Below are 19851 nucleotides of genomic sequence, written 5' to 3' on the forward strand. Positions count from 1 at the left end.
TCCGGCACCGGCGCGCCTGCCTTGCCGCGAACTTATTGCCCCGTGAGCGTATTCGACAACTCGACGCTCGGCGTGATGGTGTTGCCGTTCTGCACGATCAGCAAATGGATCTGCCCTGGCACGAGTGCGCTGAGGGCGCTGGCGATCGGCACCGACGTGACCAGCCAGTCGGCATTGTTCGACAGCGTGAACGATGGCGACTGGAAGATCGGCGTCTTGCTGCCGGCCGCGGTGGCGATCAGCACATATTGGCCGCCGGACACGTAGATCGAATCCTGGCCGCTCGCCGGCACCGCGTTCTTGAACGACACGCCCGCCATCGTCGGCGAGACGTGGGTGATGTCGGTGGAGGTGGACTGCACCAGGTACAGGTCGAGGTTGCTCGCATTCGCCGACGCGTTGAAGCCGCGCACCCGCGCGCTATTCGATAGCAGCCCCTTGTCGAACGGATCGTCGATCAGGCCGATGTCCGGCGCGGCGACACCCGGCAAGGCCAGCACCGTGTATTCGTGGCCCTTGGCGACGTCCGGGAAACTGCCGCTCGCGAGCGCGGTCTTGGTGCCGGTCGCCGCGTAAGCGACCGTGGTCGAGCCCGTGTTGATATTGGTGAGGTTCGTCACGCCTTTATAGCCGATGTTCGTCTGCCCTGAAGGCGCGCTGCCGTTCACGAGGAAGTCCACGGCCGGACCGCTCGGAATCGCGTGAACGAAATGGATCTCCGGATTGGTCAGCCCGAGTTCCTTGCCTACGTCGTCGGAGCCGCCACCGCAGGCGCTCAGAACGGATGCGACGGCCACCACGGCCGCCATGGTTCGGATCATTTTCATTGTGTTCACCTATCTCGATGTTCGGGCTCTCGACCCATTGATTTTGTGAGCGTCCCGCTGCGGACCTCGCGCCGTCCGGCACAGTGTTCGTTGATCGTTTGAGCGGTGCCGGGCGGCGCTTCGAGACGGTCGCTCCCTCCCTATCCCCGCCACGCATCGCGCCTCGTTGCACGTGTTTCTCCCTGCGGCGCGGTCCGTGTCGATGGACGATCGCCAATGAGCAATGCGTGTGCCGCCCTGCTCCATCTGGCTAAAGACGACTGATGAATGTCTTACGGAGCAACGGGTTAGGGTGTTTAGAATTTTTCCTCGGCGGCCTGGCCCGGCCTGCGGTGTCTCGTTCGTGCGCGTCCAATCCCTACACGGCCCCTGCATGCCTTACCAACACTTACTCGCCGAACTCGACTCGGGTTCACCCGCTTGCGCAACCGCGTGGTGATGGGTTCGATGCACACCGGCATCGAGGACCGCTTCCGGCATTGCCCGCAGCTGGCCGCGTATCTCCGCGAGCGCGCGAAAGGCGGGGTCGGGGTGATCGGCGGTGCGAAGGTCGCCACCGAGCTGGACGCGAAGCGGGCGATCCCCGAAGGCGCGGAAGTGGCGGCAGCGCTTTAGAGGCCGCGGGGCAAGCGCGGCTCAAGCGAACCTCAAGCAAGCCCCTTCTTCCTGTAATCGAACCAGAAAGACAAACCCACGCTCACCAGAATCACGACGGTCGCGAGCACCGTCGACCGCGTAACCGGTTCGCCGAGCAGCAGCGCCCCCAGCGCCACAGCGACCACCGGATTCACGTACATGCAGCTGCTCGCGATGATCGGGCTCGTATGGCGGATCAGAAAACCATACGCGACATAGGCGGCCATCGTCCCGATCAGCATCAGATAGATGAACGCGAGCACGGGCAGGAAATGCACATCGAGCATGCGTTCGCCCGAGCTCCACGCGACCAGCGTCGATATTGCGCCGCCGAGTCCGATCTGCAGCGCGGTCGACAGAAACAGGTCCGACGGCAGTTTCAGACGCCCGGCCAGATGCGCGCCGCCTGCCCAGAACAGCGCGCCGCACAGGATCGCCAGGCTGCCTCCCGCCGAGCCCGGCGCGCTGTCGCCGTGACTCAGGATCGCGATGCCGACGAGGCCGAGGCCGACCGCGAACCACTCGCCACGGCCGATCTTGCGCCCCGCGACGGCCGCGATCACGGTCGCGAACAGCGGCACGGTCGCGACCATCACGGCAGCGGTGCCGGTGCCGACGGTGCGCATCCCGTAAGCCAGCATGCCGCTCGACAACCCCACCAGCATCGTGCCGACCAGCCCGGCACTGCGAATCTCGGCGGCGCTCGGCCAGACGGGCTTGCGGCGCACGGCGAACACGAACAGCCCGATGCCCGCAAACAGGTTGCGCAGCCCGGACATCAGCAACGGTGGAAACGAACCGAGGGCGACGTGCACGGCGAGATACGTCGAGCCCCACACGAGATAGACGACGGCGAGCGCCAGAGCGATCTGGCCGCTGCGCGAGCGCGGCAGACGGATCGGCAAACCATTCGGAAAAGCGCGCGAAAAAAAGCTTGAGCGTTGCAGCGACATGCGTTCAACCCGCCGCGGCCGCTCGGGGTGTGGCGCCCCCGCGAAAGACCCTATGGCGGGATGACGGACACCGCATCGGCGATGCGATCTGACGGGCGAGGCTGGCGGACATGTCGGTGGAACGGGCAAACGATAGATGGCCAATGGGGCCACAACGCCGCGGCAGCCGGCTGGAAACCGGCCACGGCGAACACGCGCCGCAAGGTTCGGCGCGCATCGCATTATGCAGTAAGCGCCCACCGCGTCGCGCGGAAGAATCGTAACTTTTTGGCGTACTTGCAACAGAAAAGCCGGGAACTCGCTCCGGCTTTCCGGCAGCAGCCGGCGCCCCCTCACCGCAAGATGCGGACGGCGCCGGCAGCCGGGCTCAGTTGGACATCGCCCCCGATGCTTCATGCTTCATGGCGTCGCCGCCCTTCTTCATCTTGTCGTGCTTCATCGTGTCCTTTTTCATTGCGTCCTTCGACATGCTGTCTTTGGACATCGCATCTTTCGACATCGAATCGTTGGACATCGTGCCGCTTGCCTGCGCGAACGCGGCCCCGCCGCTGGTCAGCAAAGCAACGGCCAGTGCTGCGATTGCGAACTTTTTCATGGGATGACTCCGTGGGTTGTGGATGAATCAGAACCGGCTCGCGCCGGCGTATTTCCGAAGTCGCTGCCCCGTGGGACCGGGTGCGGGCGGCCGGACCGGCTCGCCCCTGCGCCCGGCCCGCGCGTCAGGAGCCTCCGAACCAGTTGTAGCCCTGGTCGACCCAATAGCCGCCAGGAAACGTGTTGGTCACGAACATCTCGACGATGTGCTTCGGATTCTTGTAGCCGAGCTTGGTCGGCATGCGCAGCTTCATCGGGAAGCCGTATTTCGCGGGCAGTTGCTCGCCGTCGTACGAGAAGGTGAGGAGCGTCTGCGGATGCAGCGCGGTCGGCATGTCGATGCTTTCGTAGTAATCGTCCGCGCATTTGAAGCCGACGTACTTCGCGCTGGTGTCCGCGCCGACGCGCCGCAGAAAATCGCCGAACGGCGTGCCGCCCCAGCGGCCGATCGCGCTCCACCCTTCCACGCAGATGTGCCGCGTGATCTGCTCGGCATGCGGCAGCGCGTACAACTGCGGCAGCGTCCAGCTGCGCTGCCCGCTGACGAGGCCGCTCACCGTCAGCTTGTAGTCCGAACCGTCCACCTGCGGCACCTCGTCGATGCCGTAGTACGCATTGAATGGAAACGGCCGGGTGAGCTGCGCTTCGGTGTAGGTCGGTGCGAGCCGCTTCGGATCGAACAGCGCGGCTTGCGCGCGGTCGTTCAGACGCGACACGGCGGTCAGAAACCGGTTCACCGATTCGTCGTCGGTCAGCGAGCAGCCGGTCAGCATCGACAGGCCGCCGAGCGTCAAGAGCCGCTTGCCGAACAGCCGCCGCGACGGCATGGCGAGTTCGCGCCAGGCGTCGATCAGGATCGCTTCGCGGTCGAGCCCGGACTTGCCGGGCTGCGCGGGTTTTCCAATGAGCTTGTTCATGATTCGTTATCCGTAACGTTCGCGCGGGCGGGGTTCATCGTCCGCGCAGCATCGCCAGCAGCGAGCGCGGCACGAGCGCCACCATCGCCAGATGCACCGCGAGGAACGCGGCGAGCAGCGACATCGCCGCAAAGTGGACGACACGCGCGTTGTCGTAGCCGCCCATCAGTTCGCGCAGCAGCGGAAATTGCACCGACTTCCAGATCGCCAGCCCCGAGAGCACCAGCACGATCAGATCGAAGATCGCGAACAGGTAGGCGAGTTTCTGCACCGCGTTGTACTCGCGCAGATCCGCGTGCGAGAGCTTGCCGGTCAATGCGGCCATGAAGTCGCGCAGCACGGCGACCGGCGACAGCGGCAGGAACTTGCGCACGAAACGCCCGCTCGCCAGATTCAGCGCGAGATACAGCAGGCCGTTGAAGACCAGCAGCCACATCGCCGCGAAGTGCCATTGCAGCGCGCCGCCGAGCCAGCCGCCGAGCGTGAGCCACGGCGCAAAGCGGAACGCCGGAAAGATCGGCGACGCGTCGTAGATGCGCCAGCCCGACAGCATCATCACGATGGCCGCGAGCGCGTTGAGCCAGTGGGTGATGCGCAGCCACAGCGGATGAATGTTTCGGATGTTCGGCGCGGCCGGGGACGCGCTGTCGTGAAGAGCATGAGGGGTTGCCATCTGGAAGTCTCCTGGGCCACGCGCGCGCCGGGTTTGCGCGACGTTTGCGCTCACTCGCACGCGGCCAGTTCGGCCACTTGCAGCACGTCGCCGGTTGCGTCGTTTTCGACGAAGGCCACCACGCCGAAGCGGCCGGCTGGTGCATCGGTACTGGCCTCGGCATCGGCTTCGCCGAGGCGTAAAACGCGGCGAATCTGCGCGTTGCCGCCGACGAGCGGCACCGGGCCGATCCATTGCCGCACGACCCGCTCGTGGTGCAGCGTGACGCCGCTGTTTTCGCCGGCGCCGACGTGCGAAGTCAGCGAGTTCTCATAGACCGCGAGATAGCCGTTCAACGCGCCCGCGGCCTGGGCGGCGTTGCTCGCGAATTGCGCAGCGACGTCGAACGCTCCCTTCGCCTGCGGCGTCAGTTGCAGCGCGACGTGAGCCTGCGCCGGTTCGGCGACGAGCTTGGCGACGCGGCTCTGGAAACTATCGGAGCGCGACCAGTCGCGCAGCTCGCGGCCCGCGACGAAAATTTCCGGCGTGTAGACGGTGTGGCCGCCCGCGAGACCGGTCAGCGTCTGCTGGCGTTCGGTGAAGCGATGCTGCGAAAAGCGGTCGGTCCAGCCGAGGCTGTTCCAGTAGTCCACGTGCAGCGCCAACGGCACGATGCCTTGCGTCGCGCCGTTGCTTTTCCACTGACTCAGCCAGTGATCGGCGGGCGGACAGCTATTGCAGCCCTCGCTGCTGTAAAGCTCCACCAGCGCCACGCGATGAGCGGGGCTGCGCGCACTGCAGGCAGCCCCGGCCGCGCTCGCGAGTGCGCTGGCAAAGCAGGCGCCCAATGCGATGACGAGCGCGAAGGCTCGAAGAAAATTCCGATGATGTCGGCGGTCAGGCGCGGTTCGCATGACGTGCTCCGGTGAGGATCTGCACGTTGGTCGAGCCGCCCGGCGGGTTATGACAGCCACGTGCGGATTTTTTTCCGGCGCTCGACCGACGGGCCGCGACGTCCTTGGCCTGGACTTTTCGCTGGAGACCCGGCAACGATACTTTTACGGTAGGCTTGAGCGCGTCACGTGAACACATTGAAAAGGCAGCTGCGAGCGCGTGCTAACATCATTCTTTCGATCGCTAAACATCAAGCTTTCAAGCGACGCCCTACACTTCACCAATACTCCTCCGAAACTGGCAGCTACCTCGATGCGCTTTCCGACTTCCCGTGCCCTTACCCGCTTGCGCCCGCGACGCGCAACCGGGTGCGCGTGCGCGGACTTCGCGGCGCAAGGGGCCGGCGAGCGGTCACGAACGCTCCCGCTTCCCGCCGCCCGGCGCCCGATCTAACGCTGCCTGCTCCATAGCCCTGGCCGCATCGTCGGGCTCCGGGCCGATCTCATCCGCACGCAGTTTCCTTCCATGCAGATCGAATTGGAGTACCCGTCGTGAAAAAGACGAAAACCTGTTACCTGACCGAACTCGACGTCGCCCGTCTGGAAAAGCACGCAGCCGCGCCCGGCGCGGATGCGAAGCTGCAGGAGATGCTCGACGACGTTCTCGAGCGCGCCGTGATCGTCGATTCGCGCGAGATTCCGGCGAGCGTCGTGACGATGAATTCGCAGGCCACGCTGATCGACGAAGCCAGCGGCGAGCAGATGACGTGGACCGTGGTCTATCCGCCCAATGCGGACTTCGCGCAGGGCCGCCTGAACGTGTTCTCGCCGGCGGGCCTCGCCTTGCTCGGCGCGAAGCGCGGCGAGCGCATCAGCTTCACGCCGCCGAGCGGCACGCAGAAGGTGCTGAAGATCGACAGAATCCTGTATCAGCCCGAAGCCGCCGACGATTTCTCGCGGTGAGCGACGCGCTCCGGCCGAGCAAAACCGGCGTGCGGCATGGTGCAACCACGTCTGCCGCCGCGCGCCTGACCACGCCGTTACAACCAGCATAGGCCATTGCGCGCCGCGCCCCAATGTGCCGTCCAATTCATCCGGACGGGTTGCCAAGCAGCGGGCCGGCGGTGTATCGTGTGCGCTGCTAACGCGGGGGTCCTGCGTCGCACGGGGGTTGGAGGTCCGTGCCGCGCGGGTGAGAAATACCCTTTGAACCTGATCTGGATAATGCCAGCGCAGGGAAGCGTGCGGATTTCGCACTCCAGCTCCATTGCCTCACCTCTCGCGATCTCCGACTACTTCCGTCTCGTCTCCTGCTTAGCGGCCCCACAACGCCATGAGACCCGAGTCACGCGCCAAGGCGCGAACTCTGGTCGACAAGGAGATACGCTTGAACGCCAATCCGAAATTCCTTTCCGCCGACGCTCACGTCGATGAAGCCGCTGTCGCGCCGCTGCCGAATTCCCGCAAGGTTTACGTGAGCGGCTCGCGACCCGACATCCGCGTGCCGATGCGCGAAGTCTCGCAAGCCGACACGCCCGACAGCTTCGGCGGCGAAAAGAATCCGCCCGTCTATGTCTACGATACGTCGGGCCCCTACTCCGATCCGGACGCGAAGATCGACATCCGGGCGGGTCTGCCCGCGCTGCGCCAGGCGTGGATCGAAGAGCGCGGCGACACGGAAGCGCTGACGGGTCTGTCGAGCGACTTCAGCCGCGAGCGCGCCGCCGACCCCGCGACCGCCGAGTTGCGCTTTCCGGGCCTGCACCGCACGCCGCGCCGCGCGCTCGCCGGCAAGAACGTGTCGCAAATGCATTACGCGAAGCAAGGCATCATCACACCGGAAATGGAATACATCGCGATTCGCGAGAACCAGCGCCGCGCCGAATATCTCGCGAGCGTGAAGGCAAGCGGCCCGAACGGCGAAAAGCTCGCCGCGATGATGGGCCGCCAGCACCCGGGCCAGGCGTTCGGCGCGAGCGCGTTCGGTCCGAACGGTCTCACCGCGATCACACCGGAGTTCGTGCGCGAGGAAGTGGCGCGCGGCCGCGCGATCATCCCGAACAACATCAATCACCCGGAGAGCGAACCGATGATCATCGGCCGCAACTTCCTGGTGAAGGTGAATGCGAACATCGGCAATTCGGCGGTGACTTCTTCCATCGGCGAGGAAGTCGACAAGATGACGTGGGCGATCCGCTGGGGCGGCGACACGGTGATGGACCTGTCGACCGGCAAGCACATTCATGAAACGCGCGAGTGGATCATCCGCAACAGCCCGGTGCCGATCGGCACGGTGCCCATCTATCAGGCGCTCGAAAAGGTCAATGGCAAGGCCGAAGACCTGACGTGGGAGATCTTCCGCGACACCCTCATCGAACAGGCCGAACAGGGCGTCGACTACTTCACGATCCACGCGGGCGTGCGTTTGCAATACGTGCCGCTCACCGCAAAGCGCATGACCGGCATCGTCTCGCGCGGCGGCTCGATCATGGCGAAGTGGTGTCTCGCGCATCACAAGGAAAGCTTCCTGTACGAGCATTTCGAAGACATCTGCGAAATCATGAAGGCGTATGACGTGGCCTTCTCGCTCGGCGACGGCCTGCGCCCCGGCTCGATCTACGACGCGAATGACGAAGCGCAGCTCGGCGAGCTGAAGACGCTCGGCGAACTCACGCAGATCGCGTGGAAGCACGACGTGCAGACGATGATCGAAGGCCCCGGCCACGTGCCGATGCAGTTGATCAAGGAGAACATGGACCTGCAGCTGGAGTGGTGCGACGAAGCGCCGTTCTACACGCTCGGACCGCTCACCACCGACATCGCGCCGGGCTACGACCACATCACGTCGGGCATCGGCGCGGCGATGATCGGATGGTTCGGCACGGCGATGCTCTGCTACGTCACGCCGAAGGAGCACCTTGGCTTGCCGAACAAGGACGACGTCAAGACCGGCATCATCACCTACAAGCTCGCCGCGCACGCCGCCGATCTGGCGAAGGGCCATCCGGGCGCGCAGGTGCGCGACAACGCGCTGTCGAAAGCGCGCTTCGAATTCCGCTGGGAAGATCAGTTCAATCTCGGCCTCGACCCGGACAAGGCACGCGAATTCCACGACGAAACGCTGCCGAAGGATTCGGCCAAGGTCGCGCATTTCTGCTCGATGTGCGGCCCGCACTTCTGCTCGATGAAGATCACGCAGGACGTGCGCGAATTCGCTGCGCAGCAAGGCGTCACCGACGACGAAGCGCTGAAGAAAGGCATGGAAGTGAAGTCGATCGAGTTCATGAAGAAAGGCGCTGAGATTTATCAGCGGCAGTAAGGTAAGGTCCGCGGATCGGGTATCGCATTTACGCCATCCGGTCCGCCACGCCTTCGCAGCGCAGCATCGAAGCCCGCCACTGGCGGGCTTTTTCGTTGCAGGCGAACGGGCACGCTGCATGCTAGGACTGGGTAAACTTTTGATTACGAAGCCGTCAGTCCGCTGACAAGCGCACACATCTGGATACGGGCCGCGCGGCTAGGATCAAATGCATGGACAGGCGTTCTGTCCCGGGGTTTTGTCCCATTTCGATGACCACGTCCAATTACACCAACCGGAGTCAGCATCATGAAATCGATTCGTCAAATCGGTACGCTTGCAACCCTTGTTGCGCTTGTCGCGGGACTCTCAGCATGTGACGGAATGACTACGCGGCAACGCGATACGGCAATCGGGGCGGGCGTAGGCGGCGCCGCGGGCGCGGCGATCGGGGGCAATGCGCTGTCGACGATCGGCGGTGCGGCGGCTGGCGGCATTATCGGGAATCAGATTGGGAAGTAGCCCGTGAGCGCGGTGTGAATGCAGTGAATGACGCGGGTAGCGGCGCGATCCAAGCTTCACCTCAAATTTCGTTCACAGGCGCTTCAAAGCCGCGTTGTAGTGACGTGAAATACGCCGTTACGGATTTGCAACCGAGTTCGCGCTGCGGGAGCGTAAGCTCATCAATACGTCGCGGCCAGCGGCGTCGGTTCAACCAGGAGCGCGTCATGAAGTCCCGCGTCATCAACCCCTCTCGCGCGGCGAGCCAGTGGCCGCCGCGCGGCTTTGCACGCTTGTCTCGAACTGGTGTTGCGTTCGGCGCAGTCGTCTGCGTGCTGACGTTATCGGGCTGTTATTACCCGTACGGCTACTATCCGTCCGGCTATTATTCGCCCTACTACGCGACAGTCCCCGCAACAGCGGCCCAGCAGAACGTAGCTGGATCGACCGATCCATCCGATCCGCAACAACAGCAGCAGGCGCAAGCGCAACAGCAAAGCCCGACGTATGCGGTAGCGGCTCCGCCGCCCGTTTATGTCGCGCCACCCTATCCTGTCTACTATCCGCCGCCGGTTTACCCGGCCTACTACGGGTATCCCGGCTACTACGGGCCGTCGATCGCAATCGGCATCGGCGGGTATTGGGGCGGCGGCTGGGGACACCATCACGGGCACTGAATCTCGCGAACCAGTTCTGCCACTCGGCCCGGCCGCCCTCATCCGGCACGCCAGGCGCACGCCTTCGAAGATGCGCCGCCGCGGCCACATCACGTCCCCTCGCGCCGCCCGCCTCGGCCCGGCTCCCGTAGTTTCCCTGCTTGACGTGCCCGTCCGGGCCTCTATCCTTGGAAAGTTTCGTCAGCACGCGTTTAAATAAGCGTCGCGGGTCCCACACGTTCCGTCGCCACTCATCCGTCCTGCCAGAGCGACGCGCCCGTCAGCCACCGTGCCGCGCCGCTTCGAACAAAAGCCAAGGAGACGTGATGTTCCACCAACTACTGACCCCGGTCGGCAATTCGCTTTTCCCATCGTTTCTCGTCGCCGCGCTGCCGATCATCGTGGTGCTGGCGCTGCTCGGCTGGGCGCGCCGGCCGGCCTGGCAGGCGTCGCTCGCGGGCCTGATCGTCGGGCTGGTGGTGGCGATCCTGGTGTGGCAGTTTCCGGTCGGGCTCGCGCTCAACTCGGTGTTCGCCGGCGCGGTGTTCGCGTGCTGGCCGGTCATGTGGATCGTGTTCACCGCGATCCTGCTTTACAACATCGCGCAGCGCTCGGGCCGTTTCGCGGCCTTCCGCATGTGGATGATCGACAACCTGCCGAACGACCGGCGCGTCGTGCTGGTCGTAGTCGGCTTTTCGTTCGGCGCGCTGCTCGAAGGGATTTCCGGCTTCGGCACGCCGGTCGCGATCACCAGTTCGCTGCTGATCATGCTCGGCTTTCCGACGCTCGAAGCGCTCACCTTCACGCTGATCTTCAATACGGCGCCCGTCGCGTTCGGCGCGCTCGGCGTGCCGATCACCGTGCTCGGTGCGGTCACCCATCTGCCGTCCGACCTGCTCGCCAAAATGGTCGGCCGCCAGTTGCCGTTTTTCGCGTTCCTGCTGCCCTTTTACGTGATGGGCGTGTATGCGGGCTTTCGCAACATGCTGCGCGTGTGGCCGGTGCTGCTGGTATCGGGCGCGAGCTTCGCGCTGACGCAGTTCGTCGCATCCAACTATGTGAATTACAGCCTGACCGACGTGCTGTCGTCGCTGGTGTCGCTGGTGGTGACGATTGCTTTCCTGCGCGTCTGGAAGCCGGCCGCCGATCCGAAGTTCGCGGTCAACATCGACCGCGTCGGCGACGTGCGCGGCAAGATCGGCGGCGGCCAGGGATGGTATCCGTGGCTCATCGTGTCGGTGGTGGTGATCATCTGGACCGTCGCGAAGGTTTTCACGATCGGCGACGTGAAGGTGCCGTGGCCGGGGCTCGACAAGGCCGTCTTCGTCACGCTGTACAACACGCCTTACGCCGCGGTGTGGGACTTTCAGCCGCTTGCCACCGGCACGGCGATCCTGGTCGCGGCGCTCATCACCACGTTCGTGGTCGGCCTGAGCGCGCGCGAATTCGGCAAGGCAATCGCCGATACCTGGGTGCAGACACGCATCGCCATTCTGACGGTGGCGACGATTGTCGGCCTTGCGTATCTGATGAACTACTCGGGGCTCACCTATACGCTCGGCCTGGGCGTGGCCTCGGTCGGCCCGTTCTTTCCGCTGGTGTCGGCGTTCCTCGGCTGGGTCGCGGTGTTCCTGTCCGGCAGCGATACGTCCGGCAACGCGCTGTTCGGCAATCTGCAGGTGGTGGCGGCCAACCAGTTGAACCTCAGTCCGGTGCTGATGGCGGCGACCAACTCATCGGGCGGCGTGATGGGCAAGATGATCTCGCCGCAAAACATCTCGACGGGCGTGGCGACCACCGAACTCAAAGGCAAGGAAGGGGTAGTGTTCGCGAAAACCTTCAAGCACTCGATTCTACTGACGGTGCTGCTCGGGTTGCTGGTCTGGGCGCAGCAGAACTTCCTGCAGTGGATGATTCCGCATTGAGGCTGCGCCTGCTTCAGCCCGGCGGCTTGCAGGGGTTGCCCACGCCGCTGGCCTACACGCCGACTCGCGCAAGTTGGGCGTGGTGCGCCGACAGGGACGCGGGCTGATGGCTTGCGTTCAAGCGCGCGCTGCCCCAAAATAATTCACGCTATGCGGCGGCGCACAAGCCCCCCGCTTACACTTCTTCACTTTCCCAAGTCCGCATAGGGAAATTTTTCTCACATCAGCGTCAGAATTGCTCGTTTTGCTTAAAAGCCCCCAACGCTTACGATCACCAGCACCGGACGCCACGATCTCCCGAATCTTGCCGTTTCATTCCAACCTGAAACGTTTCGATCAATCGCGCTGTTACGATGCGCAGGCGTCCCGACTCAACCGCGCGCGGCGCCTTCCCGATGAAACCTCAAAACCTGCTGCAACTGCTGATTCTCGCCGCCCTGTGGGGCGCGTCGTTTCTGTTCATTCGCGTCGGCGTGACCGACTTCGGCGTCGCTCCGCTGATGGCGCTGCGGGTCGGCATCGGCGCGATCTTTCTGCTGGCCGTGCTGATCGCGCGGCGGCCGCTGCGGCAATCGGCGGCGCTGCTGCGCACGCGCGCCTTTCCGCTGCTGGTGGTCGGCATTCTGAATTCGGCGGCGCCCTTCTGCCTGTTCGCGTACGCCGAATTGACGCTGTCCGCGGGTGTGACGTCGGTGATTAACGCGACCACGCCGCTGTGGGGTGCGCTGGTCGGTTTTCTGTGGCTGCGCGACCGCCTGAGCGCGCTGCGCACGCTCGGTCTCGTGATCGGTTTTCTCGGTGTGTTGATGCTGGTGTGGGATCAGATCGCCACGCCGAACGGCTCGGCCGCGACGCCGCTGACCACCGCGCTGGCGGCGGGCGCTGCGCTCGGCGCGACGCTGCTTTACGGCATCGCCGCCAACTACACCAAGCGTCACCTGACCGGAGTCGATGCGCTGACCGTCGCCGCCGGCACGATGACCGGCGCGACCATCGTGCTGCTGCCGCTCGCCGTGATCTACTGGCCGGCCGCGCCGATCTCGCTGCACGCGTGGGGCGCGGTGATCGCGCTCGGCGTCGCATGCACCGGCGTCGCGTATATGCTGTTCTTCCACCTGATCGCGGTGGCCGGGCCGGCGCGCGCCATTACGGTGACGTTCGTGATTCCGATCTTCGGCATTCTGTGGGGCGCGCTGTTTCTCAACGAGGGCGTCTCGCCCGGCATGCTCGAAGGCTGTGGGGTGATTCTGGTCGGCACCGCGCTCGCGACCGGGGTGATCAAGCGTCTGCCGTGGATCGGCACGCGTCGGGCCGACACCTGAAATGGTTTCGCGCGACGCCTTCCGGCGTCGCCGCCGTGCGCTTCACCGTTGCCGGTGTCGCGCGATTTTCTTGTTCCCCTCTTGCCTCGGCGCGGCGGGCGCCACCCTTAGCCGCTTCGACTGGCCGCATTGAATTCCGCTTAGCCGATTAGCCCGCACTCCGTTGGAGTGCGGGCTAGTCCGTCGTTCCACGAGCGATAGCGACTGCGCCCGCGGAGGCCCCGCGACATACACGCCGCTGGAGAGACCTAGCGTGTCTCGCAGCCATAAAAAAAACCGGCCGGGACTTCTCCCGGGCGGTTCTTCAAACAACTGCGCTACCTGCCAACGCGTCGCTCAGTGCAGCTGATCGACCATCAGACTCATGATCTGCTTGGCCTGCGGGCTTTCGTCGATCGCACCCTTGTCGTCGACCACGGCCACGCGCGTTTGGTCCGGCGTCACCGCGCGCACGTTCACGCGATACTGCTTGGCGATCTTTTCCTTCTTGCCGTGGAACACCTGGCTCCAGAAGCCTTGCTCGGCCGACGACATGTCCTTCGGATCGACGTAGCGCACGAAGTACAGGCCACGGCTCAGATCGCGGTCGTCGACGGTGAAGTTGCTGCGGTCGAGCGCGAGGCCCACGCGCAGCCAGGCCCGGTCATACGGCTCGCCGAGCGTGAGTTCGGTCGACGAGAGCTGCGCTGACGTGTTCGCCGAGTCCGCATCCGGCATCGGCTGCTGGGCGGACAGCGACACGTTCTGCGCGGCCGTGGCCGCAGCCGCCGACTTCGCATTCGCGCTCGCCGCGTTCGGCGCCGTTTGCGTGCCGGCCGGCGACAGCTCGGCGGTTTGGCCACCGCCCGACTGCGCGCGCGTATCGGCCAGCGCGAGCGCGGCCATCAGGCGCTTCAGATATTCCTGTTCCAGGGCCGGATCGTTCGGCTTCGGCTCCCACTTGCTCGAATCGTTGTTCGTGCCGGTGAGCGCCTCGCGCATGCCCTTCTGGCTGATGAACACATAAGTGCCGCCGTTCGGCGCCGGTTCGAGACGCGTGCGGTACTTGTTGCGCTCCGACGTGACATAACTGTTGCCCATTGCCTTGGACAGCGTATTGCGGATGAAGCCGTCGTTGATCTGCGGGTGCGATTCGTTCCAGTCGGTTTCCATCACGCCCTTGTCGCGCTGGTCGACCACCAGCAGGAAGCCCTGCTCCTGCCAGAAGCGGCGGATCGGCGCCCATGCCGCGTCGGGGGCCTTGCTGTCGATCACGAGCCAGCTTTCAGTGCCGTCACGCTGGATATGCATGCCGTTGACCGGCGGCACCACGGGCACGGCATTACTGTTCGACGGCGCTTGCGCCTGGACCTGCTTGAGCGTGGACAACGAGGTTTCGCCGCCTTGCGGTGGCAAGGAACGCTGATCGGCCGTCTCGTCGATCATGTTCGGCGGCACAGCCAGTGACACCTGCTTCGATCTGGAGTCGCTCTTGTAGTCGATTTTGGTCGGCGACGAAGTGCCGCAGCCGGCGACCAGCCCGCCCGCCATCAGCATTACTGCAAACCGCTTGGTAAGACGAAGATCAGTCATGTTCGGGGAATCCTTCCGCAACGCCACGGCAAGTTTCCGTGGATCAACCCAACATTTTACCGGTCCCGGCGAGCCCTGTGCAAAAACTGGGGTTTGCCCGTGAACCGGGCGGCGTGCGCACGCGTGCAACGCGCGCCGTGGCGCCGTCCGTGAGCGTGCGCAAAGCGCCTCTTCCAGCCCATCTTTCCGCGCATTTCGCCCTGGTTAAACGCGTCGTCGGCGACCCCGGACAAGCTGCCTGTCCGCCCCCATTTAACGTTTGACAACCTTTCCGAATCGACAATCGGATGATCCCTACATTTCCGTCAGATCTTTGTTTTCAAAGGGACTTTTCTGATGCGCACGGCGGCTATTTTGAGATCGCGCCGATGCGCCGCCCACGCCGGATTCAATCATCAGCAAGGCCGGGTGTTACCGTGATTCCGGATATCTCAATAAAACCGGAACACGCCGGAACACAAGGCCGACCGCCATGCTCAAGTCCCCCTTCTGCCGCCCTCTCCCCGTCTGCGCGCTCGCGACCGGCGTCCTCTGCGCGAGCGCGGCCGCGCATGCCGAATTGGGCGGCACGATGCCGGATCACGCCGACGCGGCCGCGAGCGCGCCGCACACGCTGTTCAACGGCGCGCTGCGCGTACGCACGCTGACCGATGCCGGCAACACCACCATCAACGAATACGCGACCAGCACCGGCCGGATCGTCGGCTATGCGTGGGAAGGCCCGACCATGCCGGACCTCGACGCGCTGCTCGGCAAGTACGCCGCCTCCTATCGCACGGGCGCCGCCACGTCGGCGCCCGCCGGCAACCTGCACATCTCGCGGATCGCGCGGCCGGACCTGATCGTCGAATCCGGCGGCCCGATGCGCGGCTACCTCGGACGCGCGTGGCTGCCCGGCGCGTTGCCGCCCGGCGTCACTGCGAACGACCTGCACTAACGCGGCCCAGCCCTCAACTTCAACGACGATCGAGACCTCGACATGACAGCCTCCTCGCGACTTCATGCCCTGCTTCTCGTTGGCGCGGTTCTGGCCGGTTGCGGCGGCGGTGGTGGCGACACCCCGGCCAGCTCGTCGCCGCCGAGTGCTCCCAGCAACCCGGGCGGCGCCGGCACGCCCACGGCCGGCACGTCGTCCGGCACGTCCGGCTCCAGCGCATCCGTCAGCGTGCCGCAGTCGAATACGCCGAACGTCCATCCGATCTCGGTCACCGTCGCGCCCGGCCTGACGCGCAACATGTTGACCACCAGCGTCACCGTCTGCCAGTCCGGCACCAGCCACTGCGCGACGGTCGACGACATTCAGGTCGACACCGGCTCGAACGGCCTGCGCATTCTCGCCTCGGCGCTGCCGGCCGGTCTCGCGCTGCCGGCGGTGCCGTCGGGCGGCGGCGTCACGGGCGAGTGCGCGGCGTTCGGCAGCGGCTACGCATGGGGTGCGGTGCGCAGCGCGGACGTGCGCATGGCCGGCCAGCTGGCCGCATCGATTCCGATCCATCTGATCGCCGACGCGGCCCTCCCCGCCGTGCCCGCCGACTGCGCGAGCGCCGGTCCGGCGATGCAGACGGTCGCGAGCCTACGCGGCAACGGCATTCTCGGCATCGGCCTGTTCACGTCCGACTGCGGCGGCGGCTGCACCAGCGCCGCGCTGCCGCGCTGGTACTATCGGTGCACCGCCGACGGCAACTGCATGGCAAGCGCGCAGACGCTCGCGCAGCAGGTGACCAATCCGGTCAGCCGCTTCGCGCTCGACAACAACGGCGTGGTGATCGACCTGCCCGCCATCGCCGACACCGGCGCACCCAGCGTATCGGGATCGCTGATCTTCGGCATCGGCACCCAGGCGGACAACACGCTCGGCGGCGCGAGCGTCGTCAAGGCGAATGCGGCGAACGGGTACGTGGTCACGACCGGGAACGGTCAGACCTATGCGCAAAGTTATATCGACAGCGGCTCGAACGGGATCTTCTTCCCCGACACCCAGCTACAGCTGTGTGGCACCTGGTACTGCCCGAGTTCGCCGCAACCGGTCAGCGCCGTCATCGCCGGCACGAACGGCTCGGCGAGCGCGGTCTCGTTCTCGGTCGGCAATTCGGCCCTGCTGTTCGGATCGCCGAACAATGCGTTCAACAATCTTGCTGGCACCGCCGCACGGAGCTTCGACTGGGGCTTGCCGTTCTTCTTCGGACGACGCGTCTACACGGCGATCGCGGCGCGCGACACATCGGCCGGGCCGGGGCCTTATTACGCGTTCTGAGCGCGCGGCTGCGGCGCAATGACGGGCCGCTTCGAACGAGATTCCCGATCACGCGGAAAATTCGCAAATTCATTGGCCAGCGGAATTTGATATCGGGCGGCGGTCATAATTCAAGCCTCCCGCCAGATTCTTTTTCAAGATAGTTAGCGATCCGTATTGAAAAATCCGCTCGATGGAAGACCCCACTTTTTCGCTCGACGATTTCGAGCAACTCGTTTATACGCGACAGCACGTCAAAGCTTCGATGCACCTGATCGCCGCGCTGGCACTCCTGCAACAGAAACGCGGCAAGCTCGACGAGAGCTTCCTCGCCTCGGGCATGCTCGGCCTGAGCGCGGCCGAGCAGCACCAGCGCTTCTGCACGCGCCTCGCGAGCGCGGCCACGACGTTGTTCGCCGACCCGCAGTTCGAGTTGCCGCCCGCCTGTTTCAGGCTGCTGCTCACGCTGCATGAATGGACCGGCCTGGTGTTCGCCAGCACGGCGTTCGGCAACGCGGACCATGTGGCACGCCATCTGAATCCGCGCGGTCCGCAGAACACGGAGTTTCTCGCCGGCGACCGCTTCATCGAAAAACTGTGCGTGCTGTATTCGACCGAGTCCGAACTGGAACTCGACCTGGCCTCGCTCTGGGCGCACCATAGAACACTCGCGGCCAGCCTTGCGCTGGTCCTGCTCGCGCCGGTCTTCAAGGGCTCGGCGAACGCGCATCTGAAGCGCGAGGCCCTGATCGAATGGCTGCCCGGCAAACTGCGGCAAATCGACGATCTCGACGACCTGCCGACCGCGTTGCTGCACAACGCGTACATGTTCTGCAGCTATGCGGATACGCCGCGCCGGCACGAAATCAAGCGGGACATCAACGAACTCGTGCGGCGCAAGCTGGCGCAACTGGCGCTCACCGATCTGCCGGCGCCGCAGCCGAAGTCACCGCCCAGGCCGCCGCGCGCGCAACGCGAGCAGCGCACGCGGCATGCAGGGAAACCGCTGATGCTCGTCGTGCTGGAGTGGTTCAGCGGCGCGCATTCGATTTACCGCACGCACTCGCGCACGCTCGAAGCCGCGCGCGAGCATTTCGAGGTAGTGGGCTTCGGCTTCGGCTACGCGGTCGACGAACCCGGGCGTGCGGTGTTCGATCGCTTCATCGAGCTGAAGGAACCGGACTACATCGGCGAGTGTCTGCGAACCATCCGCGACTTCGCCGCGGCCGAACAGCCGGACGTGCTGTACATGCCGAGCGTCGGGATGTTCGTGCTGACGGTGTTCATGTCGAACCTGCGCGTCGCGCCGCTGCAGATCGCCGGTCTCGGCCACCCGGCCACCACGCATTCGGACAAGATCGACTGGGTCAGCGTCGAGGCGGACTATGTCGGCGACCCGGCCTGCTTCAGCGAACGCCTGATGATTCTGCCGAAAGACGGTCAGCCGTATCGGCCGTCGGGAGCGCTGCCCGATATCGCCGCACGAATTCCGCCGCCGCGCGAGCGGCTGGAAATCGTCGTCACGGCGAGCGCGATGAAGCTCAACCCTGGCTTTCTCGATGCATGCCGCGAGATCGTCGCGCGCGCGGCGACGCCCGTGGAGATTCATTTCATGAGCGGCGTGCCGGCCGGGCTGCCGCTCGACCGGATGCGCGACGTGATCGGCAACGCGCTGCCGGGCGCGCTCGTGCACGGCTTTCACGATTACGCGGGCTATCTGGAGCGTGTCAATCGGGCCGACCTGTTTCTGAGTCCGTTTCCGTTCGGCAATACCAACGGTATCGTCGATGCGATCACGCTGGGTGTGCCGGGTGTCTGCAAGCGCGGGGCGGAAGTGTTCGAGCGCATCGATGGTGCGCTGTTCGAGCGGGTGGGGATGCCGTCGTGGGCCGTGGCGAATAGCGCGGAGGATTATGTCGCCGCGGCGGTGCGCATGATCGACGGTCATGCTGAACGCGCGGAGTTGCGGCGGCGTTTGATCGATACCCGGGCGATTGAGCGCTGCTTCGCCGGGCGACCTCAGGCCTTTGGCGAACGGGTGTTGGCACTTTTGCGGGCGGACAACGGCGTGCGTATGGAGGCGATGACGTCAGGCGAGTGGTGATGCCGGGGTCGCGCGGCGTGAATCGCGCGTGGCAAACGGTGGCGGGTTTGCGCGTTGCGCTCTGCGAAGCGGTGTTTCAAAGCGTTGTTTCACCGTGTGGCCGCATTGCGTTGCGCAGTTGCAATGTGCTGGCGAAGGCGCGCCCCGTGGTGCGGGAAGTGCCACCCAACTTGTCCGGCAGCACGGCGGCCCGCTCCGCACCGCACCGCTGACGATGCGCACTAACCGGCGGCTTGACCTTCTTCGGGCGGCGCGACAAGCTTGGCCGGCGCCAGCCAGCGGAATACATTCAGCTCCTCGCCGTGGAACGTGCACTCGGCCGCTGCGGGAAGCTTGAGCGTCTGCGGCTTTGCCGGTTTCTGCGTCGACACCTCGACACTCGAAGCCCCCGCCGGCGACTCCGCTCCAACGCCCGATGCAACGGACGCCGCTTTCGCACCCGATGCCCCGCCCGGCGCGGACGCCGCAAGCGCGGACGCCGCAGCCGCAGCCGGCGTGCTCGCCGCCACTTCCGAAGCCGCGATCACATGCTCGATCGTTCCTTCGACCACCACCCGCGAGCCGTGAATGGCGGCGGCTCGATGCGCGACCGTCAGCGTATCCTGCGACGTGTCGGCCAGCTTGTTGCGCATCAACTGCTCGCATGCGCCCGCGTTCCTGTTGACAGCCGTGCAGGCCGCCAGCAACGCGACAGCAGTCGTAACGCAGGCGATAGAGAGTGTCCGAATCTTCATTGACGTTCCGTTTTTCAAGCCGTCGGCAATTGTA

At 65.0% G+C, this 19851-nt stretch carries 18 protein-coding genes and 1 riboswitch; of the genes, 10 read left to right on the plus strand and 8 right to left on the minus strand.

Translation table 11 applies throughout. The features are described from left to right. Positions 1-32: 32 nt before the first annotated feature. Positions 33-827: a DUF4397 domain-containing protein gene (locus PQR02_RS09850; RefSeq protein ID WP_408229032.1), complete on the minus strand. Its 795-nt coding sequence runs from the start codon at positions 825-827 to the stop codon at positions 33-35. A gap of 420 nt (positions 828-1247) precedes the next feature. Between PQR02_RS09850 and PQR02_RS09855 the strand changes: the two genes are divergently transcribed. Continuing rightward, positions 1248-1442: a hypothetical protein gene (locus PQR02_RS09855; RefSeq protein ID WP_408229231.1), complete on the plus strand. Its 195-nt coding sequence runs from the start codon at positions 1248-1250 to the stop codon at positions 1440-1442. Between the two features lie 32 nt (positions 1443-1474). On the opposite strand, the gene PQR02_RS09860 is transcribed toward PQR02_RS09855, so the two are convergent. The 5 genes from PQR02_RS09860 to PQR02_RS09880 form a co-directional block, all read right to left on the minus strand. Then, positions 1475-2416, minus strand: a complete 942-nt coding sequence (locus PQR02_RS09860; protein ID WP_408229035.1) for an EamA family transporter — start codon at positions 2414-2416, stop codon at positions 1475-1477. Between the two features lie 367 nt (positions 2417-2783). Further along, positions 2784-3011 (minus strand): pentapeptide MXKDX repeat protein, encoded by a 228-nt coding sequence (locus PQR02_RS09865; protein ID WP_408229038.1) that lies wholly within the window; start codon positions 3009-3011, stop codon positions 2784-2786. Between the two features lie 124 nt (positions 3012-3135). Next, on the minus strand, positions 3136-3927 hold the full coding sequence (locus PQR02_RS09870; protein ID WP_408229041.1) for a molybdopterin-dependent oxidoreductase: 792 nt from the start codon (positions 3925-3927) through the stop codon (positions 3136-3138). A gap of 34 nt (positions 3928-3961) precedes the next feature. Continuing rightward, the gene (locus PQR02_RS09875; protein WP_408229044.1) at positions 3962-4600 is read right to left on the minus strand and encodes a cytochrome b/b6 domain-containing protein; all 639 of its coding nucleotides are present in this window, start codon (positions 4598-4600) and stop codon (positions 3962-3964) included. 50 nt (positions 4601-4650) lie between these two features. Further along, a complete protein-coding gene (locus PQR02_RS09880; protein WP_408229047.1) occupies positions 4651-5493 on the minus strand; it encodes a DUF1223 domain-containing protein in 843 nt (280 codons plus the stop codon). A 531-nt stretch (positions 5494-6024) separates the two neighbouring features. On the opposite strand from PQR02_RS09880, the gene PQR02_RS09885 reads away from it, so the two are divergent. The 6 genes from PQR02_RS09885 (at position 6025) to PQR02_RS09910 (ending at position 13174) form a co-directional block, all read left to right on the plus strand. Beyond that, positions 6025-6435, plus strand: a complete 411-nt coding sequence (locus tag PQR02_RS09885) for a GreA/GreB family elongation factor (RefSeq protein ID WP_408229050.1) — start codon at positions 6025-6027, stop codon at positions 6433-6435. Between the two features lie 175 nt (positions 6436-6610). Next, positions 6611-6729: riboswitch (TPP riboswitch) on the plus strand. A 130-nt stretch (positions 6730-6859) separates the two neighbouring features. Next, positions 6860-8791, plus strand: coding sequence for a phosphomethylpyrimidine synthase ThiC (gene thiC, locus PQR02_RS09890; protein WP_408229053.1), 1932 nt, complete (start codon positions 6860-6862; stop codon positions 8789-8791). A 288-nt stretch (positions 8792-9079) separates the two neighbouring features. Beyond that, positions 9080-9292 (plus strand): YMGG-like glycine zipper-containing protein, encoded by a 213-nt coding sequence (locus tag PQR02_RS09895; RefSeq protein WP_408229056.1) that lies wholly within the window; start codon positions 9080-9082, stop codon positions 9290-9292. Between the two features lie 206 nt (positions 9293-9498). Then, a complete protein-coding gene (locus PQR02_RS09900; RefSeq protein ID WP_408229059.1) occupies positions 9499-9948 on the plus strand; it encodes a hypothetical protein in 450 nt (149 codons plus the stop codon). A gap of 305 nt (positions 9949-10253) precedes the next feature. Further along, on the plus strand, positions 10254-11852 hold the full coding sequence (locus tag PQR02_RS09905; RefSeq protein WP_408229062.1) for an L-lactate permease: 1599 nt from the start codon (positions 10254-10256) through the stop codon (positions 11850-11852). A gap of 395 nt (positions 11853-12247) precedes the next feature. Then, positions 12248-13174: a DMT family transporter gene (locus PQR02_RS09910; RefSeq protein WP_408229065.1), complete on the plus strand. Its 927-nt coding sequence runs from the start codon at positions 12248-12250 to the stop codon at positions 13172-13174. Positions 13175-13510: 336 nt separating this feature from the next. Here PQR02_RS09910 and bamC read toward each other — a convergent pair whose 3' ends face one another. Continuing rightward, positions 13511-14746 carry an NlpB/DapX family lipoprotein gene (bamC, locus tag PQR02_RS09915; RefSeq protein WP_408229068.1) on the minus strand — a complete coding sequence of 412 codons (1236 nt, stop codon included), beginning with the start codon at positions 14744-14746 and terminating at the stop codon, positions 13511-13513. Positions 14747-15218: 472 nt separating this feature from the next. On the opposite strand from bamC, the gene PQR02_RS09920 reads away from it, so the two are divergent. The 3 genes from PQR02_RS09920 to PQR02_RS09930 all read left to right on the plus strand — a co-directional run bounded on the left by PQR02_RS09920 (position 15219) and on the right by PQR02_RS09930 (position 19083). Further along, complete coding sequence (locus tag PQR02_RS09920; RefSeq protein WP_408229071.1) at positions 15219-15683, plus strand: DUF2844 domain-containing protein; 465 nt, start codon at positions 15219-15221, stop codon at positions 15681-15683. Positions 15684-15725: 42 nt separating this feature from the next. Next, positions 15726-17000 (plus strand): DUF3443 domain-containing protein, encoded by a 1275-nt coding sequence (locus tag PQR02_RS09925; RefSeq protein ID WP_408229074.1) that lies wholly within the window; start codon positions 15726-15728, stop codon positions 16998-17000. A 172-nt stretch (positions 17001-17172) separates the two neighbouring features. Continuing rightward, positions 17173-19083, plus strand: coding sequence for a glycosyl transferase family 1 (locus tag PQR02_RS09930; protein ID WP_408229077.1), 1911 nt, complete (start codon positions 17173-17175; stop codon positions 19081-19083). 221 nt (positions 19084-19304) lie between these two features. On the opposite strand, the gene PQR02_RS09935 is transcribed toward PQR02_RS09930, so the two are convergent. After that, a complete protein-coding gene (locus PQR02_RS09935; RefSeq protein ID WP_408229080.1) occupies positions 19305-19817 on the minus strand; it encodes a hypothetical protein in 513 nt (170 codons plus the stop codon). Positions 19818-19851: the final 34 nt, after the last annotated feature.

Origin of the sequence: Paraburkholderia sediminicola, from assembly GCF_046026895.1 — a bacterium.
GTDB classification, from domain to species: Bacteria; Pseudomonadota; Gammaproteobacteria; order Burkholderiales; family Burkholderiaceae; genus Paraburkholderia; species Paraburkholderia sediminicola_C.